10 protein-coding genes are annotated in these 14,567 nt (G+C 69.2%); 3 read left to right on the top strand and 7 right to left on the bottom strand.

Translation table 11 applies throughout. From position 1 onward, the window contains the following. Positions 1 to 191: 191 nt before the first annotated feature. The gene (locus tag K8940_RS00500) at positions 192 to 1,307 is read right to left on the bottom strand and encodes an AI-2E family transporter (RefSeq protein ID WP_223392595.1); all 1,116 of its coding nucleotides are present in this window, start codon (positions 1,305 to 1,307) and stop codon (positions 192 to 194) included. A 111-nt stretch (positions 1,308 to 1,418) separates the two neighbouring features. Between K8940_RS00500 and K8940_RS00495 the strand changes: the two genes are divergently transcribed. Then, complete coding sequence (locus K8940_RS00495) at positions 1,419 to 2,942, top strand: helicase HerA-like C-terminal domain-containing protein (RefSeq protein ID WP_223392594.1); 1,524 nt, start codon at positions 1,419 to 1,421, stop codon at positions 2,940 to 2,942. On the opposite strand, the gene K8940_RS00490 is transcribed toward K8940_RS00495, so the two are convergent. The 3 genes from K8940_RS00490 to galE form a co-directional block, all read right to left on the bottom strand. Continuing rightward, complete coding sequence (locus tag K8940_RS00490; protein WP_223392593.1) at positions 2,920 to 5,298, bottom strand: ATP-binding protein; 2,379 nt, start codon at positions 5,296 to 5,298, stop codon at positions 2,920 to 2,922. The genes K8940_RS00495 and K8940_RS00490 overlap by 23 nt on opposite strands. Positions 5,299 to 5,421: 123 nt before the next feature. Next, positions 5,422 to 7,857, bottom strand: a complete 2,436-nt coding sequence (locus K8940_RS00485) for an EAL domain-containing protein (protein WP_223392592.1) — start codon at positions 7,855 to 7,857, stop codon at positions 5,422 to 5,424. A gap of 110 nt (positions 7,858 to 7,967) precedes the next feature. Next, a complete protein-coding gene (galE, locus tag K8940_RS00480) occupies positions 7,968 to 8,951 on the bottom strand; it encodes a UDP-glucose 4-epimerase GalE (RefSeq protein ID WP_223392591.1) in 984 nt (327 codons plus the stop codon). 228 nt (positions 8,952 to 9,179) lie between these two features. Between galE and K8940_RS00475 the strand changes: the two genes are divergently transcribed. Both K8940_RS00475 and K8940_RS00470 read left to right on the top strand, forming a co-directional pair. Further along, complete coding sequence (locus tag K8940_RS00475; RefSeq protein ID WP_223390588.1) at positions 9,180 to 10,487, top strand: UDP-glucose dehydrogenase family protein; 1,308 nt, start codon at positions 9,180 to 9,182, stop codon at positions 10,485 to 10,487. A gap of 3 nt (positions 10,488 to 10,490) precedes the next feature. Continuing rightward, entirely contained in the window at positions 10,491 to 11,462 is a 972-nt protein-coding gene (locus tag K8940_RS00470) for an SDR family NAD(P)-dependent oxidoreductase (protein ID WP_223392590.1), read from the top strand. On the opposite strand, the gene K8940_RS00465 is transcribed toward K8940_RS00470, so the two are convergent. From K8940_RS00465 to K8940_RS00455, 3 genes are all read right to left on the bottom strand, one after another. After that, the gene (locus K8940_RS00465; protein WP_223392589.1) at positions 11,450 to 12,343 is read right to left on the bottom strand and encodes a DMT family transporter; all 894 of its coding nucleotides are present in this window, start codon (positions 12,341 to 12,343) and stop codon (positions 11,450 to 11,452) included. The genes K8940_RS00470 and K8940_RS00465 overlap by 13 nt on opposite strands. Then, the gene (locus K8940_RS00460; RefSeq protein WP_223392588.1) at positions 12,340 to 13,230 is read right to left on the bottom strand and encodes an SDR family NAD(P)-dependent oxidoreductase; all 891 of its coding nucleotides are present in this window, start codon (positions 13,228 to 13,230) and stop codon (positions 12,340 to 12,342) included. The genes K8940_RS00465 and K8940_RS00460 overlap by 4 nt, the downstream gene beginning before the upstream one ends. Positions 13,231 to 13,520: 290 nt before the next feature. Further along, a complete protein-coding gene (locus K8940_RS00455) occupies positions 13,521 to 14,519 on the bottom strand; it encodes an NADPH:quinone oxidoreductase family protein (protein ID WP_223392587.1) in 999 nt (332 codons plus the stop codon). Between the last annotated feature and the right edge of the window lie 48 nt (positions 14,520 to 14,567).

The following is a 14,567-nucleotide window of genomic DNA, read 5'->3' as shown; positions in this document are numbered from 1 at the left end:
GACGGAAACGCCGCCGGCTGGGGGGGGAGCCGGCGGCGCGGGCCCGCTTGGGGTAAGGCGGGCGTCTTCCGCTTCGATCACGGCGGCCAGGCCTTCCGGGATCGGCGGTTTGTCCGGGTGGGGGAAGCCGGACAGAGCATAGATAGGGACCAAGATCGGCGGTTTAAGGGGCGCCTGCATTTCTTTCGCGCCTACTTCTTTCGCGCCGGAGATTCGTCGGGCGCGGGCCCGTGGCCGCCCTTGCCGGGGAGCATCCGCTCGCCCTGCGGATCGCCGTCCTCGGACAGCAGGATGGCGATCCAGCGCGAGCCCTCGAACTGGGCCAGGATCAGCATGACCGCCACCGTCAGGGGCGTGGACAGGAACATGCCCGGCACGCCCCACAGCGCGCCCCACACCGCCAGCGACAGCAGCACCACCGTCGGGTCCATGTTCAGGCTGTCGCCCTGCATGCGCGGCAGGATGACGTTGCCGACCACGAAGAAGATCCCCTGCAGGGCCGCGAACAGGATGATCGCGGGCCACAGGCTGTCGGGGAACTGCACCAGGGCGAACAGCGGCGGCAGGAAGCAGCCGATCGCGCCGCCCAGGATCGGGATGTAGGCCGCCAGGAAGATCAGGAAGGCCCAGAAGAAGGCGTTGTCCAGCCGCACCAGCATCATCACCACCCAGGCGGCGGCGGCGATCATCAGGCCAGTGACCGTCTGGATCCACAGATACTGCTCCACCCCGTCGCGGATGCGCTGGAACAGCTTCATGTTCTGCTCGCGCTCAGGATGATGGGGGAACAACGCGACGATCTTGCGCGCGAACCCCCGCCGCGACGCGATGATGAAGCCGAAATAGATCAGCACCAGGACAGCGCTGGAGGCGAAGTTGCCGAACGACTGCGCCGCCTGGCCGATGAAGGCCTTGGGATTGAGCTGGTTGATCAGCCCGTCCAGCGTCGGGGCGATCCTGATGCCGACCGCGTGCGCCACCTTGGCGATGATCCCGTTCAGGCGCGGGGCGTAGTCCTTCAGCTGGTCGAAGAACCCCCGGCCGTTGTCGATCACCACCCAGAAGGAGATGCCGAACAGGAGGATCGAGAGCACCACCGCCGCCGGCAGGGCCGCGCGCTTGGGAAAGCCCGGCACGCGCAGCAGCAGCACCCGGGCGAAGCTGTCGACCATCACCGCCAGGAACACCGCCAGGGCCAGCGGCGTCAGGATGTCCTGCGCCCAGTAGAGCGCCGCGCCCCCCGCGATGACGGCCAAGAACACCACCGCGTTGCGGGTGGTGATGGGGGGCGGGGCGGGGGCCGGCATTTGTAAGACTTCTCCAGAAGCGCGCCAGAAACGCACCCGACATTGACCGCGCCGATTGGCGCGACGCAAGGCCCCGGTTAGGGTCGAACGAGCTTTGACGGAGTTTGTGCCATGCCGCTGTCGATTGGCGAGAACGAGATCCTAGTGGGTCTGGGCGAAGGCCCCGTGACGCAGCGGCTCGACCGCTCCAACCGCCACGGCGTGGTGGCCGGCGCAACCGGCACTGGCAAGACCGTGACCCTGCAGGTGCTGGCCCAGGCCTTCTCGGACGCCGGCGTCCCCGTCTTCGCCGCCGACGTGAAGGGCGACCTGTCGGGCGTCGCCATGCCCGGGACGCCGAACGAGAAGATGCTGGCCCGCGCCGATTCGATGCAGATCACCCTGACGCCGGCCGCGCCGCCGGTGGTGTTCTGGGACCTGTTCGGCCAGAAGGGCCACCCGATCCGCACCACCATCTCCGAGATGGGCCCGCTGCTGCTGTCGCGCCTGCTGGAGCTGAACGACGTGCAGGAGGGCGTGCTGACCATCGCCTTCCACGTCGCCGACCAGGACGGCCTGCTGCTGCTGGACCTGAAGGATCTGCAGGCGGCGCTGAAATACGTGGCCGACCACGCCGACGAGATCGGCACGCAATACGGCAACGTCGCCCCCGCCACGGTCGGCGCGATCCAGCGCAAGCTGCTGACCCTGCAAACCCAGGGCGCCGAGCACTTCTTCGGCGAACCGGCTCTGGACCTCGCCGACCTGATGCGCACCGACGCGGCGGGGCGCGGCTACGTCAACCTGCTGGCCGCCGACCGCCTGATCCAGTCGCCCAAGCTGTATTCGACCTTCCTGCTCTGGCTGCTGTCCGAGCTGTTCGAGGAGCTGCCCGAGGTGGGCGATCCCGAGAAGCCGAAGCTGGTCTTCTTCTTCGACGAGGCCCACCTGCTCTTCAACGATGCGCCCAAGGCGTTGCTGGAGAAGATCGAGCAGGTCGTGCGCCTGATCCGCTCCAAGGGCGTGGGCGTCTACTTCGTCACCCAGAACCCGGCCGACATTCCCGACGCGGTGCTGGGCCAGCTGGGCGCCCGGGTGCAGCACGCCCTGCGCGCCTACACCCCCGCCGACCAGAAGGGCCTGAAGGCGGCCGCCCAGTCCTTCCGGGTCAATCCCAGCTTCGACACCGCCGAGACCATCCAGGCCCTGGGCGTGGGCGAGGCCCTGGTCTCGACTCTCGACGAAAAGGGCGCGCCTCGCGTAGTGCAGAAGACCCTGATCCGCCCGCCGGCCTCGCGCCTGGGCCCCGTCACCCCCGAGGAGCGCGCGGCGCTGCAGGCCAAGAGCCCGGTCGCCGGCCAGTACGACCAGCTCAAGGATCGCGACTCCGCCTATGAGATCCTGCAGGGCCGGGCCCAGCAGGCCCAACGCCAGGCCGACGAGGCCCGCGAACAGGCCGAGGAGGACAAGCGGGAGGCCGCAGAGGCCAAGATCCGTGAGCGCGAGGCGGCGCGCGAGGCCCGACCCCGCGCGTCCAACCGCCAGACCATGACCGAGGCCTTCGCCGTCACCCTGGTCCGCACGGTGGCCTCCACCGCCGGACGCGAATTGATGCGCGGCCTGCTGGGGGGCCTCACCGGTCGGCGGCGACGCTGACCCCTCGCCGACCGCGCGCGACCGCTTCGCGTTCAGTCAGCAGCGCCGAGGCCACCTCGGCCAGCTGGTCCACCTGGAACGGCTTGCGCAGCACCGGCCAGGGCAGGTCGGCCGGCGCGACGTCCATCCGCTCGCCGGCATAGCCGGTGGTCAGCAGGACGGCCATGTCGGGCCGGTGCGCCGAGGCGGACCGCGCCAGGTCCACCCCACTGACGCCGCCGGGCATGACGATGTCCGACATCAGCAGGTCGAACGCCACGCCCTGCTCCAGCGTCTCGAGGGCGGAGACGCCGTTCTCGGCGGTGGTCACCGCGCAACCGAGGTCGCGGAGCAGGCCGCCGGCGATCTCGCGCACCGCCGCGTCGTCCTCGACCAGCAGCACGCGCACGCCGTCCAGACGGCCCGGCGGCGGCGTGACGGCGCCGTTCGCCGCAACGACGGTGGCCGGCGCGTCGGTGGCGGGCAGATAGAGGGCGACCGAGGTGCCGCGTCCCTCGACGCTGTCGATGCTGACCCCGCCGCCGCACTGACGCAAAAAGCCGTAGACCTGGGCCAGGCCCAGCCCCGTGCCCTTGCCGACCTCCTTGGTCGTGAAGAACGGCTCGAACACCCGGGCCAGCACCTCGGGCGGCATGCCCGCGCCGGTGTCGCTGACCGCGACGCGGACATAGTCGCCCGGCGCGGTGTCCAGGACCTGACCGGCGGCCAGGGTCACCGGCTCGACCACGATGCTGATCTCGCCGCCGGTGGCGGTGGCGTCGCTGGCGTTGACCACCAGGTTCAGCAGCGCCGCCTCGAACTGAGCCGCGTCGACGCGCGAGCGCACCCCGGCGTCTCCGCGCCGGATCGCCAGGGTCATGGCCTCGCCGGCCGCGCGCCGCAGCAGCGGCTCGGCCTGGTCCAACAGGGCGCCGACGTCGACGACCTCCAGCTTGAGCTCCTGGTTTCGCGAGAAGGCCAGCAACTGGCGGGTCAGCCGCTCGCCCCGCTGGCCGGCCGCCAAGGCCGCCTCGGCCAGGCGCTTCACCCGCGCCGTGTCGTCCGGCCGCCGCAGGATCATGTCGAGCCCCCCGACGATGACCGTCAGCAGATTGTTGAAGTCGTGCGCCACCCCGCCGGTCAGCCGGCCGACCGTCTCCAGCCGCTGGGCCTGGGCCAGCGCCGCCTGGGCGCGGGCGGTCTCGGCCATGCTGGCCTGCAGGGCGGCGGTGCGCTCGGCGACCCGATCCTCGAGGTCCTTGCGGGCCTCGACCGTCTCGGTGAAGTCGAAGCAGCTGCCGATATAGCCGCGATAGTCCCCGGACTCGTCGAAACGCGGCGCGCCGACGCTGTTGATCCATCGCCAGGCCCCGTCCGCGCGCCGAAGCCGGAAGGCGACGTTGAAAGGCTCGCGCCTGGCCGCGGCTCCATCGGCCGCCTCCAGGCCGCTTTCGCGATCCTCGGGATGCACGCCGCTGAGCCAGCCCTCGCCCAGCTCCTGCTCCAGTGTGCGGCCCCGGAAGTCGAGCCAGGCCTGGTTGAACCAGTCCGCCTGGCCGCGCGCCGACGTCGCCCAGATCAGCACCGGCGCCGAATTGGCCACGCCCCGGAACAGCTCCTCGCTGCTGCGCAAGGCCGCCGCCGCGCGACGCTCCTGGGTCACGTCCCGGAACGTCACCGCCAGGTCGCCGCCCAGTCGCACGCCGCTGGAACGGATCAACCGCTCCTCGCCGTCGATCACCCGCCGCACATCGATGTCGTCGGGACCGCCGGTCTCGAGCAGACGCACCATGCGCTGGACCATGTCCCGGCCCGTCTCGTCGGGAAACACGTCCATCACCCGCCGCCCCACCAGGCTGGACGTCCCCAGCGGCCGCATCGTGTCGGCCATCGGGTTGGCGTAGGTCCAGCGGAAGTCGATGACCTCGCCCGCCTCGCGCACGGGCTCCAGGATCACGAAGGCGTCCAGCGACACTTCCTGGGCCGAACGAAAGCGCTCCTCGGCGGCCAGGCCCGATCGAACGGCGATCCGCATGGCCTCGACCAGAACGACGATCAGCCCGCCGCACAGCACGAACATGCCCAGCTGCACGCTCTCGCGCGTGTGCAGCAGCCAGGAACCGTCGGCCGACATCCAGAACCGCCAGGCGATGCCGGCGCTGAGCCCCAGGGCCAGGAATCCCGGCCCTAGGCCGCCGACCATGGCCGCGACCAGCACGGCGACGAAGAAGGTGGGGAAATTCAGCGGCACGTCGGTGACCAGCACCGCGGCGATGCGCGCGGCCAAGGCCACGAGGACGGCCAGCAGCGCCAGCCCGTAACGCAGCTCGCGCCGATCGGCCGCCGTTACGAACCTGATCGCCGTCCGTCCCAGCACGCTCGTTACGTCCCCGCCCTACCGACACGCCGCGGAGCCTTATGGCTCCGCTCGGCCTCCGCCTAACGTGTCATGCAATACGGAGTTCCAGCCCCACGCAATCCGTCCCGCGCGGGATCGGGGTCATGCGGGGCGTTTGGCCTTGCGACGAGACTGGCTCGGCGCCTCGGTGAACGCCGAAACGGCGTTGGTCATGGTCCAGGAATCGAGCGCGTCCACCGGCGCCGGGCGGCCGATGGCGTAGCCTTGCAGCTCGGTGCAGTTCTCGCCCCGCAGGAACAGGATCTGCTCGTCGGTCTCGACGCCCTCGGCCACGACCGGGATTTCCAGGCTGCGGCCCAGACCCAGCACGGCGCGCACGATGACGGTGGCGCGATCGTGACGATGGATGTTCTCGACGAAGCTCTTGTCGATCTTGATCTTGTCGAACGGGAACGACTGCAGGGTCGACAGCGACGAGAAGCCGGTGCCGAAGTCGTCCATGGCGATCCGCACGCCCAGGGCCTTCAGGCGCCGCAGGTTGTCCAGCGCGCGCTGATAGTCCTTGAACAGGGCGCTCTCGGTGATCTCCAGCTCCAGGCGCGAGGGCGACAGGCCGGAGGTGATCAGCACCTCGTGCACCAGGCTGGGCAGGGCCGGATTGTGCAGCTGGATGGGCGAGAGGTTCACCGCGATGCGCAGCGGCCTCTCCCACGAGACGGCGTCAGCGCAGGCGCGGCGCAGGACCCAGTCGCCCAGCGCGCCGATCAGGCCGTTCTCCTCGGCCACCGGAATGAACTCCAGCGGCGGGATCATGCCGCGCGTCGGGTGCTTCCAGCGGACCAGGGCCTCGAAGCCGCAGACCTCGCCGTCGGTGGCGCGGGCCAGCGGCTGGTAGTGCACCACCAGCTCCCCGTCGGCGATGCCCTGGCGCAGGTCGCGGGCCAGGTTGCGACGCTCGCGGATGGTGTCGTCCATCTCGCGCTTGAAGAAGCGATAAACGCCTCGGCCGCTTTCCTTGGCGCGGTACAGCGCCATGTCGGCATTGGCCATCAGGGCCTCGGCGGTGCGTCCATCGTCCGGATAGAGGCTGACGCCGAGGCTGGAGCCGAGGCTCAGTTCCTGGCCGTCGAACGGGACCGGAACCGACAGCATCTCGATCAGGCGGCCCGCCAGCTCGGCGGCCGCGGTCGGCTGGTCGCCGCCGGCCACCTGCACGACGATGAATTCGTCGCCGCCCAGGCGCGCGGCGAAGGACGGAGCCTGGACCACCGACTGCAGGCGACGGGCCGTCTCGACCAGGAGCGCGTCGCCGGCCTGGTGGCCGTGCTGATCATTGGCTTCCTTGAAGTGGTCCAGGTCGATGCAGATCACCGACAGGCTCTCGCCCGAGGCCTCGACGCGCTCCACGGCGGCGACCAGGCGCGACTGCAGCGAGTTGCGGTTGGGCAGGCCGGTCAGGCCGTCGTGTTCCGCGAGATAGCGGATCTTCTCCTCGGCCGCGCGGCGTTCGCGCAGGTCGCGGATGGCCAGGACGGTCAGGCCCGTGGTCTCGATGCGCGCGCCGTCGTCCATCAGGCGCGAGAACACCTCGACCGGGATCTCGCGGCCTCCAGCGACCGGCTGCAGCTTGCCCTCGCGACGGACGCCCTCGCGATTGGGATTGGTGTCGTCGAAGGTCAGGATCGCGCCCAGCAGCGGACGGCCGACCAGCTCCGCCAAGGGCGCGCCCGCCAGCTCGCAGAAGGCGGCGTTGGCGTCGTTGATCTTGCCGGACTGGACGACGACCAGGCCCTCGTAGGCGGCGTTGGCCAGGCGACGGATGCGCTCGAGGGCCGAGCGGGAGGTCTGGGATTCGATCGCGACTGCGCCCAGGCCGCCCAGGATGATCATGCCGGTGATCGACACCACCGCCAGGGTCAGCATGGCGCCCGACAGCAGTTGGTCGGGCACGGCGATGGTGGCGTCGGGCACGATGGTGATCGCCGACATGCCGGTGAAGTGCAGAGCCACGATGCCCAGGCACAGCAGACCGCCGCCCAGCGCCTGCCGGCGCATCGTGCGGGCCGAGCCCGCCACGACCAGGGCCGCGGTGGCGCCGGCGACGCCGAGGATCGCCGAGAGGCCGACCGTGGCGTGCTCCCAGACCAGCTGGCCCTGGGTCACGAAGGCCGACATGCCGGTGTAGTGCATGGCCGCCACGCCCAGGCCCAGAAGCACGCCGCCGGCGAAGTCATTGGTGGTCGAGCGCTGGGCCGAGGCGACGGCGAAGCCGCTGGCCATGAACAGCGCGGCGATCATCAGCGACAGCAGGGTGCCGGTCGGGCTGTAGCCGGTCTTCAGGCCGGGGGTGTAGGCGACCATGGCGATGAAGTGGGTAGCCCAGACGCTGGAGCCGGCGACAAGGCCGGTCAGCAGCAGCCAGGCGGAGCGCACGACGCCCCGGGCGCCGCGCATCCGCGAATACAGGCGGAACGTGGTGAAGCACCCCGCGATACAGACCAGACCAGCAACAAGCACCAGGCGCAGATCATGCTGCGTCGTCAGGCAGGTCAGAAACTTGAGCACGCACGCCCCCAAGGGTCACATCCCCTCGGAGCTACAGCGAGAGTTGCAAATAATCCGTTTCACTGCTCGCGATCGCGACATAACGCCCGGCCGCGCCCACCTTCACGGGAATATTCTTCCCTTCACGACCCTCGATCGGCGAGCGCTTGGTGCCAACGCCAGGCGCTGGAGAGGATGGCGTCGAGATCGCGCTTCGGCCTCCAGCCCAGTTGCTCGCGGGCCTTGGCGCTGTCGCTGACCAGCGCCGGCGCATCGCCCGGCCGGCGCGGCGCCATCCGGACTGGTATCGGCGCGCCCGCCACGCGACCGACCCCGTCGACCAACTCGCGCACCGTCGTGCCCGCCCCGGCCCCGAAATTGTAGGATTCCGACGTCCCGCCGGCGATGAGCCGCCGCAGGGCCGAAACATGGGCGTCGGCCAAGTCCAGCACGTGGACATAGTCGCGCTCGGCCGTGCCATCTCGGGTGTCGTAGTCGTCGCCGAAGATCGTGAACGCCGGCCGCTGGCCCAGGGCCGCCTGGATCGCCAGCGGAATGGCGTGGGTCTCGGGCTCGTGCCACTCGCCGATACGCCCCTCGGGGTCAGCGCCGGCGGCGTTGAAATAGCGCATCACCATGCTTCTGAAGCCGACATGGCGGTCGTAATCGGCCAGAGCCTGCTCGACCATCAGCTTGGTGCGGCCGTATGGGTTCAGCGGCGCCTGTGGGTGGCGCTCGTTCATCGGCAGCTGCACCGGCTCGCCGAAGGTGGCGCAGGTCGAGGAGAAGACCAGCTTGTCGACGCCCGCCCGACGGGCCGCCTCGATCAGGGTGATCGTTCCGCCGACATTGATGTCGAAGAAGGCGCCGGGATCCTTGACCGATTCACCGACCTCGATCCGCGCAGCGAAGTGCGCCACGGCCACGGGGCGGTGCGCGGCGAACACCACGTCCAGGCGGGCGGCGTCGCGGATGTCACCGACCTCCAGCGGCCCCCACCGGACGTGCTCGCGATGGCCGTTGGACAGGTCGTCGAACACCACCGGCCGAAACCCCGCCTCGGCCAGCGCCAGGCAAGTATGCGAACCGACATAGCCGGCGCCGCCGGTCACCAGAACCGTCTGCATTCGAGATCCCCGCGCGAAAACCGCCACTGGCTAGCGAGTCTGACCGCCGCTTGAAAGTCACGGTCACCGCCTGACGCGACTCTTGGTCTTTTACCCCCTTTTGCGGTTTAGCTCTTGGCGTTTTCTTGGAGCGCGGCTTGCCTCGGCGTCGCGATTGCTGGAAGACGCGCAGAGCGCCGCACAAGGCGCGCCCTTTGATTTGACGATCAGCCGGATCAGGATCTTTCGATGCGCGTAGCGATGATTGGCACGGGTTATGTGGGTCTGGTGTCGGGGGCGTGTTTCGCCGACTTCGGTCATGTGGTGACGTGCATCGACAAGGACCCGAGCAAGATCGAGCGGCTGGAGAAGGGTGAGATCCCGATCTTCGAGCCGGGGCTGGACGACCTGGTGGCGCGCAACGTGCGCGAGGGGCGGCTGTTCTTCACCCTGGACGGCGCCCAGGCGATCAAGGAGGCCGACGCGGTGTTCATCGCGGTGGGCACGCCGACGCGTCGCGGCGACGGTCACGCCGACCTGTCGTACGTCTACGCCGCGGCCGAGGAGATCGCCGGCCTGATCGACGGCTTCACGGTGGTGGTCACCAAGTCGACCGTGCCGGTGGGCACCGGCGACGAGGTCGAGGCGATCATCAAGAAGGTCCGCCCCGACGCCCAGTTCGCGGTCGTGTCCAACCCCGAGTTCCTGCGCGAGGGGGCGGCGATCGAGGACTTCAAGCGCCCCGACCGCGTGGTGGTCGGCGCCGAGGACGAGCGCGCCCAGGCGGTGATGCGCGACCTCTATCGTCCGCTGAGCCTGAACGAGACGCCGATCATCTTCACCGGCCGCCGCACCAGCGAGCTGATCAAGTACGCGGCCAACGCCTTCCTGGCGATGAAGATCACCTTCATCAACGAGATGGCCGACCTGTGCGAAAAGGTCGGGGCGGACGTCCAGCAGGTGGCCAAGGGCATCGGCCTGGACAAGCGCATCGGGTCGAAGTTCCTCAACGCCGGCCCCGGCTACGGCGGCAGCTGCTTCCCCAAGGACACCATCGCCCTGGTGCGCACGGCCCAGCAGTACGGCGCGCCGACCCGGCTGATCGAGACGACGGTCGAGGTCAACACCACCCGCAAGAAGGCCATGGCCGAGAAGGTGGCCGACGCCATCGGCTCCAGTGACCTGTCGGGCAAGACGATCGGGGTGCTGGGCGTGACCTTCAAGCCCAACACCGACGACATGCGCGACGCCCCGAGCCTGGACATCCTGCCGGCCCTGCAGGCCATGGGCGCCAAGGTCCAGGCCTTCGACCCGGAAGGCGCCAAGGAAGCCGCCCACATGCTCGCCGGCGTCGACTTCAAGGCCGGGGCCTACGAGGCGGCCGAGGGCGCCGACGCCCTGGTCATCCTGACCGAGTGGGACCAGTTCCGGGCCCTGGACCTTGGTCGGATCAAGGGTCTGCTCAAGGCTCCCGTCGTGGTCGACCTGCGCAACGTCTACAAGGCCGCCGAGATGGTCCGCCACGGCTTCACCTACGCCTCTATCGGTCGGGGTTGAGACATGGCGTCTCCGGTCATTGTCACCGGGGCGGCGGGCTTCATCGGCATGCACGTGGTCGAGCGTTTGCTCGAGCGTGGCGAGGCGGTGGTAGGCGTTGACGTCTTCAATGCCTACTACGATCCGGCCCTAAAGGAAGCTCGCGCGGCACGACTGCAGGGTCGCGAGGGTTTCCGCATGGTCCGGATGGACATCGCTGACCACGAGGCCCTCGCCGACTTGGTGAAGACCTCGGGCGCCAGGCGGGTGATCCACCTGGCCGCCCAGGCGGGCGTGCGCTACTCGATCGAGAACCCCTTCGCCTATGAGCGCAGCAACCTGGCCGGCCACCTGTCGGTGCTGGAGGCCTGCCGCCACGCCGGCGTCGAGCACCTGGTCTACGCCTCCTCGTCCAGCGTCTACGGTGACCGGCCGCTGAACGGCGACGGCTTCAAGGAGAGCGACCCGGCCGAGAGCCCGGTGTCGCTCTACGCCGCCACCAAGCGCTCGTGCGAGCTCTTGAGCCAGAGCTACGCCAAGCTCTACGGCTTCCCGCAGTCGGGCCTGCGGTTCTTCACCGTCTACGGCCCCTGGGGCCGACCGGACATGGCCTATTACGGCTTCACCGAGAAGATGCTGAAGGGCGAGACGATCGAGGTCTATGGCGAGGGCAGGATGGCCCGCGACTTCACCTATATCGACGACATCGTCGATGGCGTCCTGGGCGTGCTCGACAATCCGCCGGCCCAGGGCGGACACGAGGTCTACAACATCGGCGACAACGATCCGGTCGGCCTGATGGACATGATCACCACCCTCGAAGCCGCGCTGGGGATTGAGGCGAGCAAGGTCTTCCGGCCCATGCAGCCCGGCGACGTCACCGCCACCTTCGCCAATATCGACAAGCTCAAGGCCCTCTGCGGCTACAAGCCCAAGGTCAAACTGGCTGAGGGCCTGCAGCGCTTTGTCGCGTGGCGGCGGGGCTACGCGGGCTGAACCGCCGCCTGGCGGGCCACCTGATGCTCGCGCCAAGAAATGAACAGGGTCGAGACCACGACGATCGCCGCGCCGATCAGGACCGCTGGCTTGGGAACCTCGTGGAACAGCAGGAAGCCCGCGCCCACGGCGAACACCAGCCGCGTGTAATCGATCGGCGCCATGACCGCCGCCTCCCCGGCCTGCATGCCCTTGATGTAGGCCCCTTGGGTAAAGGTGCCGATCACGCCCATGGCCGCCAGCAGACCCAGATCCGGCCAGGTCGGCCAGCGCCAGACGAACAGCGCCGGGGGAATAGCGAAGACCAGGCCCAGCACGGCCGCGTAGACCAGCAGGACGAACGGGCTGTGGTCGCGCGTCATCACCTTCATACCGGTGATAGTCAGAGCGAACAGGAAGGCCGAGATCAGGGCGCAGGCCTGGGGCCAGCCGATCCAGGCGCCGACACCGCCGGCGCCGGGCCGCAGCATGATCAGCACGCCGACAAAGCCGACGAGGGCCGCGCCGATCCTTAGAGGTCCGATCGGTTCGCGCAGCACGAAGGCGGCCAGGGGGACCAGCCACAGGGTCCGGGTGAACGACAGGGCGTTGGCGTCGGCCAGGGGCAGCTTCTGATAGGCGTAGAAGCCCATGATCAGCGCCAGGACTCCCGCGCTGGAGCGGAAGATCAGGATGCCCGGCCGCGTCGTCCGGAACGCCCCGCGCCAGTCGCGCGCCATCAGCGGCAGGAGCACGATCACCCCCGCCAGCTGGCGGTAGAAGGTCTGCAGGGCGGCCGGATAGCCCGGCCCCAGAAACTTGATCAGGGTGGTCATCGCCGTGAACCCGACTGCCGAGGCCAGCATCCACAGCGCGCCGCGCAGGTTCGGCGTGAGGGTCACCCCGCCGCGCCGGCGGCGACCAGCTGCGCGCGCATCTGCTCGGCCTGTTCGGGTGTGATGCCCATGGCCGCCAGGATCGGCGAGGGCGTATTCTTGTCCCAGGCGCTGCGCGGGCCAACCGTGATGCCGCCATCGACGACGATGTGCGTGCCGGTCACGAACCGCGAGTCGTCGCTGGCCAGGTAGAGGGCGGCGGCGGCGATGTCCTCGGGCAGGCCGGACTTGGGGATCGGCTGGATCTTGGGGCCGATCGAAGCGATCTGCGCGGCCATCTGATCGGCGACCTCGCGTGGCAAGCCCATCGAGGCGCCGAAGATCGAGGTAGCGATCAGGCCGGGGCAGATGGCGTTGACCCGGATCTTCAGCGGCGACAGCTCGGCCGCCGCGCACCGGCTCATGTGGATCACCGCCGACTTGGCCGCCGAATAGGCCAGGGGGCCGAAGCCCGCCTGCAGGCCGGCGATCGAGGCGGTGTTGATGATCGAGCCGCCGCCCCGCTTCAGCATCAGCGGCAGGGCGTGCTTCATGCCGACGGCCGGGCCGCGCACCAAGAGGGCGAAGGTCTTGTCCCAGCCCTCGACGGTGAGCTCAGACACCGCCGCCGGCGTGCCGCCGTGGCCGGCGTTGTTGAACAGGATGTCCAGGCCGCCGAACGCGCTCTGCGCCAAGGCCATGGTCTTGGCCAGATCGTCTTCCGAAGTGACGTCGCAGCGGGAGAACCGGACCTTGTCGGGGAAACGCCTCTCCAGCATTTCGCCCTTCTCGGCCTGCAGGTCGGCGGCGACGACGCACGCCCCCTCGGCCACGAACAGTTCGACCGCGCCCAGCCCGATGCCCGAGCAGCCTCCGGTGACGACGGCGACCTTGCCGTCCAGACGTCCGACCATCGATTTTCCTCCGCGTCTCCGACCTCTCGCGGGTCAGTGATCAATGATCATATTCGCGAAGCAAACGGAGGTTGGCTAGGGGCTTTCGTCCCTGGCCAACCTCCGATCGTCGGACCTGTCGGTCCCGAGCCCCAGTTTCGGATCGCGAACCTCGCGACCCCGCCGCACGCGGCCCCCACGGGGGTGACAGCGCCCTTGTCACGTCCCGATGAGGCGGCACTCTGGGGGAAGGTCCTGTTCCCTTTGCTAAGAAGGATGACTAGCGGGACTTAACCACGCGGGACGCCAGTCTAGTCGACCGTGATCACGACCTTGCCCATCGCCTTGCGGCTGGAGAGATGGGCGATCGCCTCGCCGGCGCGGGCCAGCGGGAAGCGCTCGGACACATATGGCCGAATCTTGCCGGCGGCGTAGAGGTCCATCAGCTCGCGGAGGTTCTGCGCGTGCCCCTTGGGATCGCGCGCCACGGCCGCGCCCCAGAACACTCCGACGATGTCGCAGGACTTGAGCAGCGTGAGGTTCAAGGGGATCTTCGGAATCCCCGACGGGAAGCCGATGACCAGGAAGCGGCCGTTCCAGCCCGCCGCGCGGATCGTCGCCTCCGAATAGTCGCCGCCCACCGCGTCATAGGCCACATCCCAGCCGTTCGGGCCGCAGGCGCCCTTGATCAGGTCGGCCAGCGCCTTCTGGCCCTCCTTGTCGAATGGTCCGCGCGGATAGACCACGCCACTGTCGGCGCCGTGCTTGATGGCCAGGTCGACCTTCTCCTGGCTCGAGGCGGCGGCGATGACGCGCGCGCCCGCGGCCTTGCCCAGTTCGACGGCGGCCAGGCCGACCCCGCCGGCGGCGCCCAGGACGAGCAAGGTCTCGCCGGCCTTCAAGCCGCCGCGATCCTTCAGGGCGTAGTACGAGGTGCCATAGGTCAGGACGAAGGCGGCCGCCTCGTCGAAGGGCATGTTGTCGGGAATGGGCGTGCAGCGCTGCTCTTCCAGAGCCAGCTTCTCGGCGTAGCCGCCCCAGCCGGTCGAGGCCAGGACGCGGTCGCCGACCTTGAAGCGGGTGACGCCCTCGCCCACAGCCGAGATCACGCCCGACACCTCGCCGCCCGGCGCGAACGGACGCGGCGGCTTGAACTGGTACTTGTCCTCGATGATCAGGACGTCGGGATAGTTCACACCGCAGGCCCTGACGTCGATCAGCACCTGGCCGGGCCCGGCGACGGGATCGGGCAGCTCCTCCAGCACCAGGGTCTCGGGACCGCCGACTTCCTTGCTGAGCACCGCCTTCATCTCGCCTCTCCCGGGATTTGTCTTTATGAGCCGCGGACGCTGGAGCGG

The organism is Caulobacter segnis (genome assembly GCF_019931575.1).
Classification (GTDB): Bacteria; Pseudomonadota; Alphaproteobacteria; order Caulobacterales; family Caulobacteraceae; genus Caulobacter; species Caulobacter segnis_C.
This window is presented reverse-complemented; position numbering and strand designations above follow the sequence as displayed.

What these genes read in the sequence shown, in the direction of transcription:
- K8940_RS00500 (WP_223392595.1), bottom strand. Translation starts at nt 1,307, where the DNA reads ATGCCGGCCCCCGCCCCGCCCCCCATCACCACCCGCAACGCGGTGGTG.
- K8940_RS00495 (WP_223392594.1), top strand. Translation starts at nt 1,419, where the DNA reads ATGCCGCTGTCGATTGGCGAGAACGAGATCCTAGTGGGTCTGGGCGAA.
- galE (WP_223392591.1), bottom strand. Translation starts at nt 8,951, where the DNA reads ATGCAGACGGTTCTGGTGACCGGCGGCGCCGGCTATGTCGGTTCGCAT.
- K8940_RS00475 (WP_223390588.1), top strand. Translation starts at nt 9,180, where the DNA reads ATGCGCGTAGCGATGATTGGCACGGGTTATGTGGGTCTGGTGTCGGGG.
- K8940_RS00470 (WP_223392590.1), top strand. Translation starts at nt 10,491, where the DNA reads ATGGCGTCTCCGGTCATTGTCACCGGGGCGGCGGGCTTCATCGGCATG.
- K8940_RS00460 (WP_223392588.1), bottom strand. Translation starts at nt 13,230, where the DNA reads ATGGTCGGACGTCTGGACGGCAAGGTCGCCGTCGTCACCGGAGGCTGC.
- K8940_RS00455 (WP_223392587.1), bottom strand. Translation starts at nt 14,519, where the DNA reads ATGAAGGCGGTGCTCAGCAAGGAAGTCGGCGGTCCCGAGACCCTGGTG.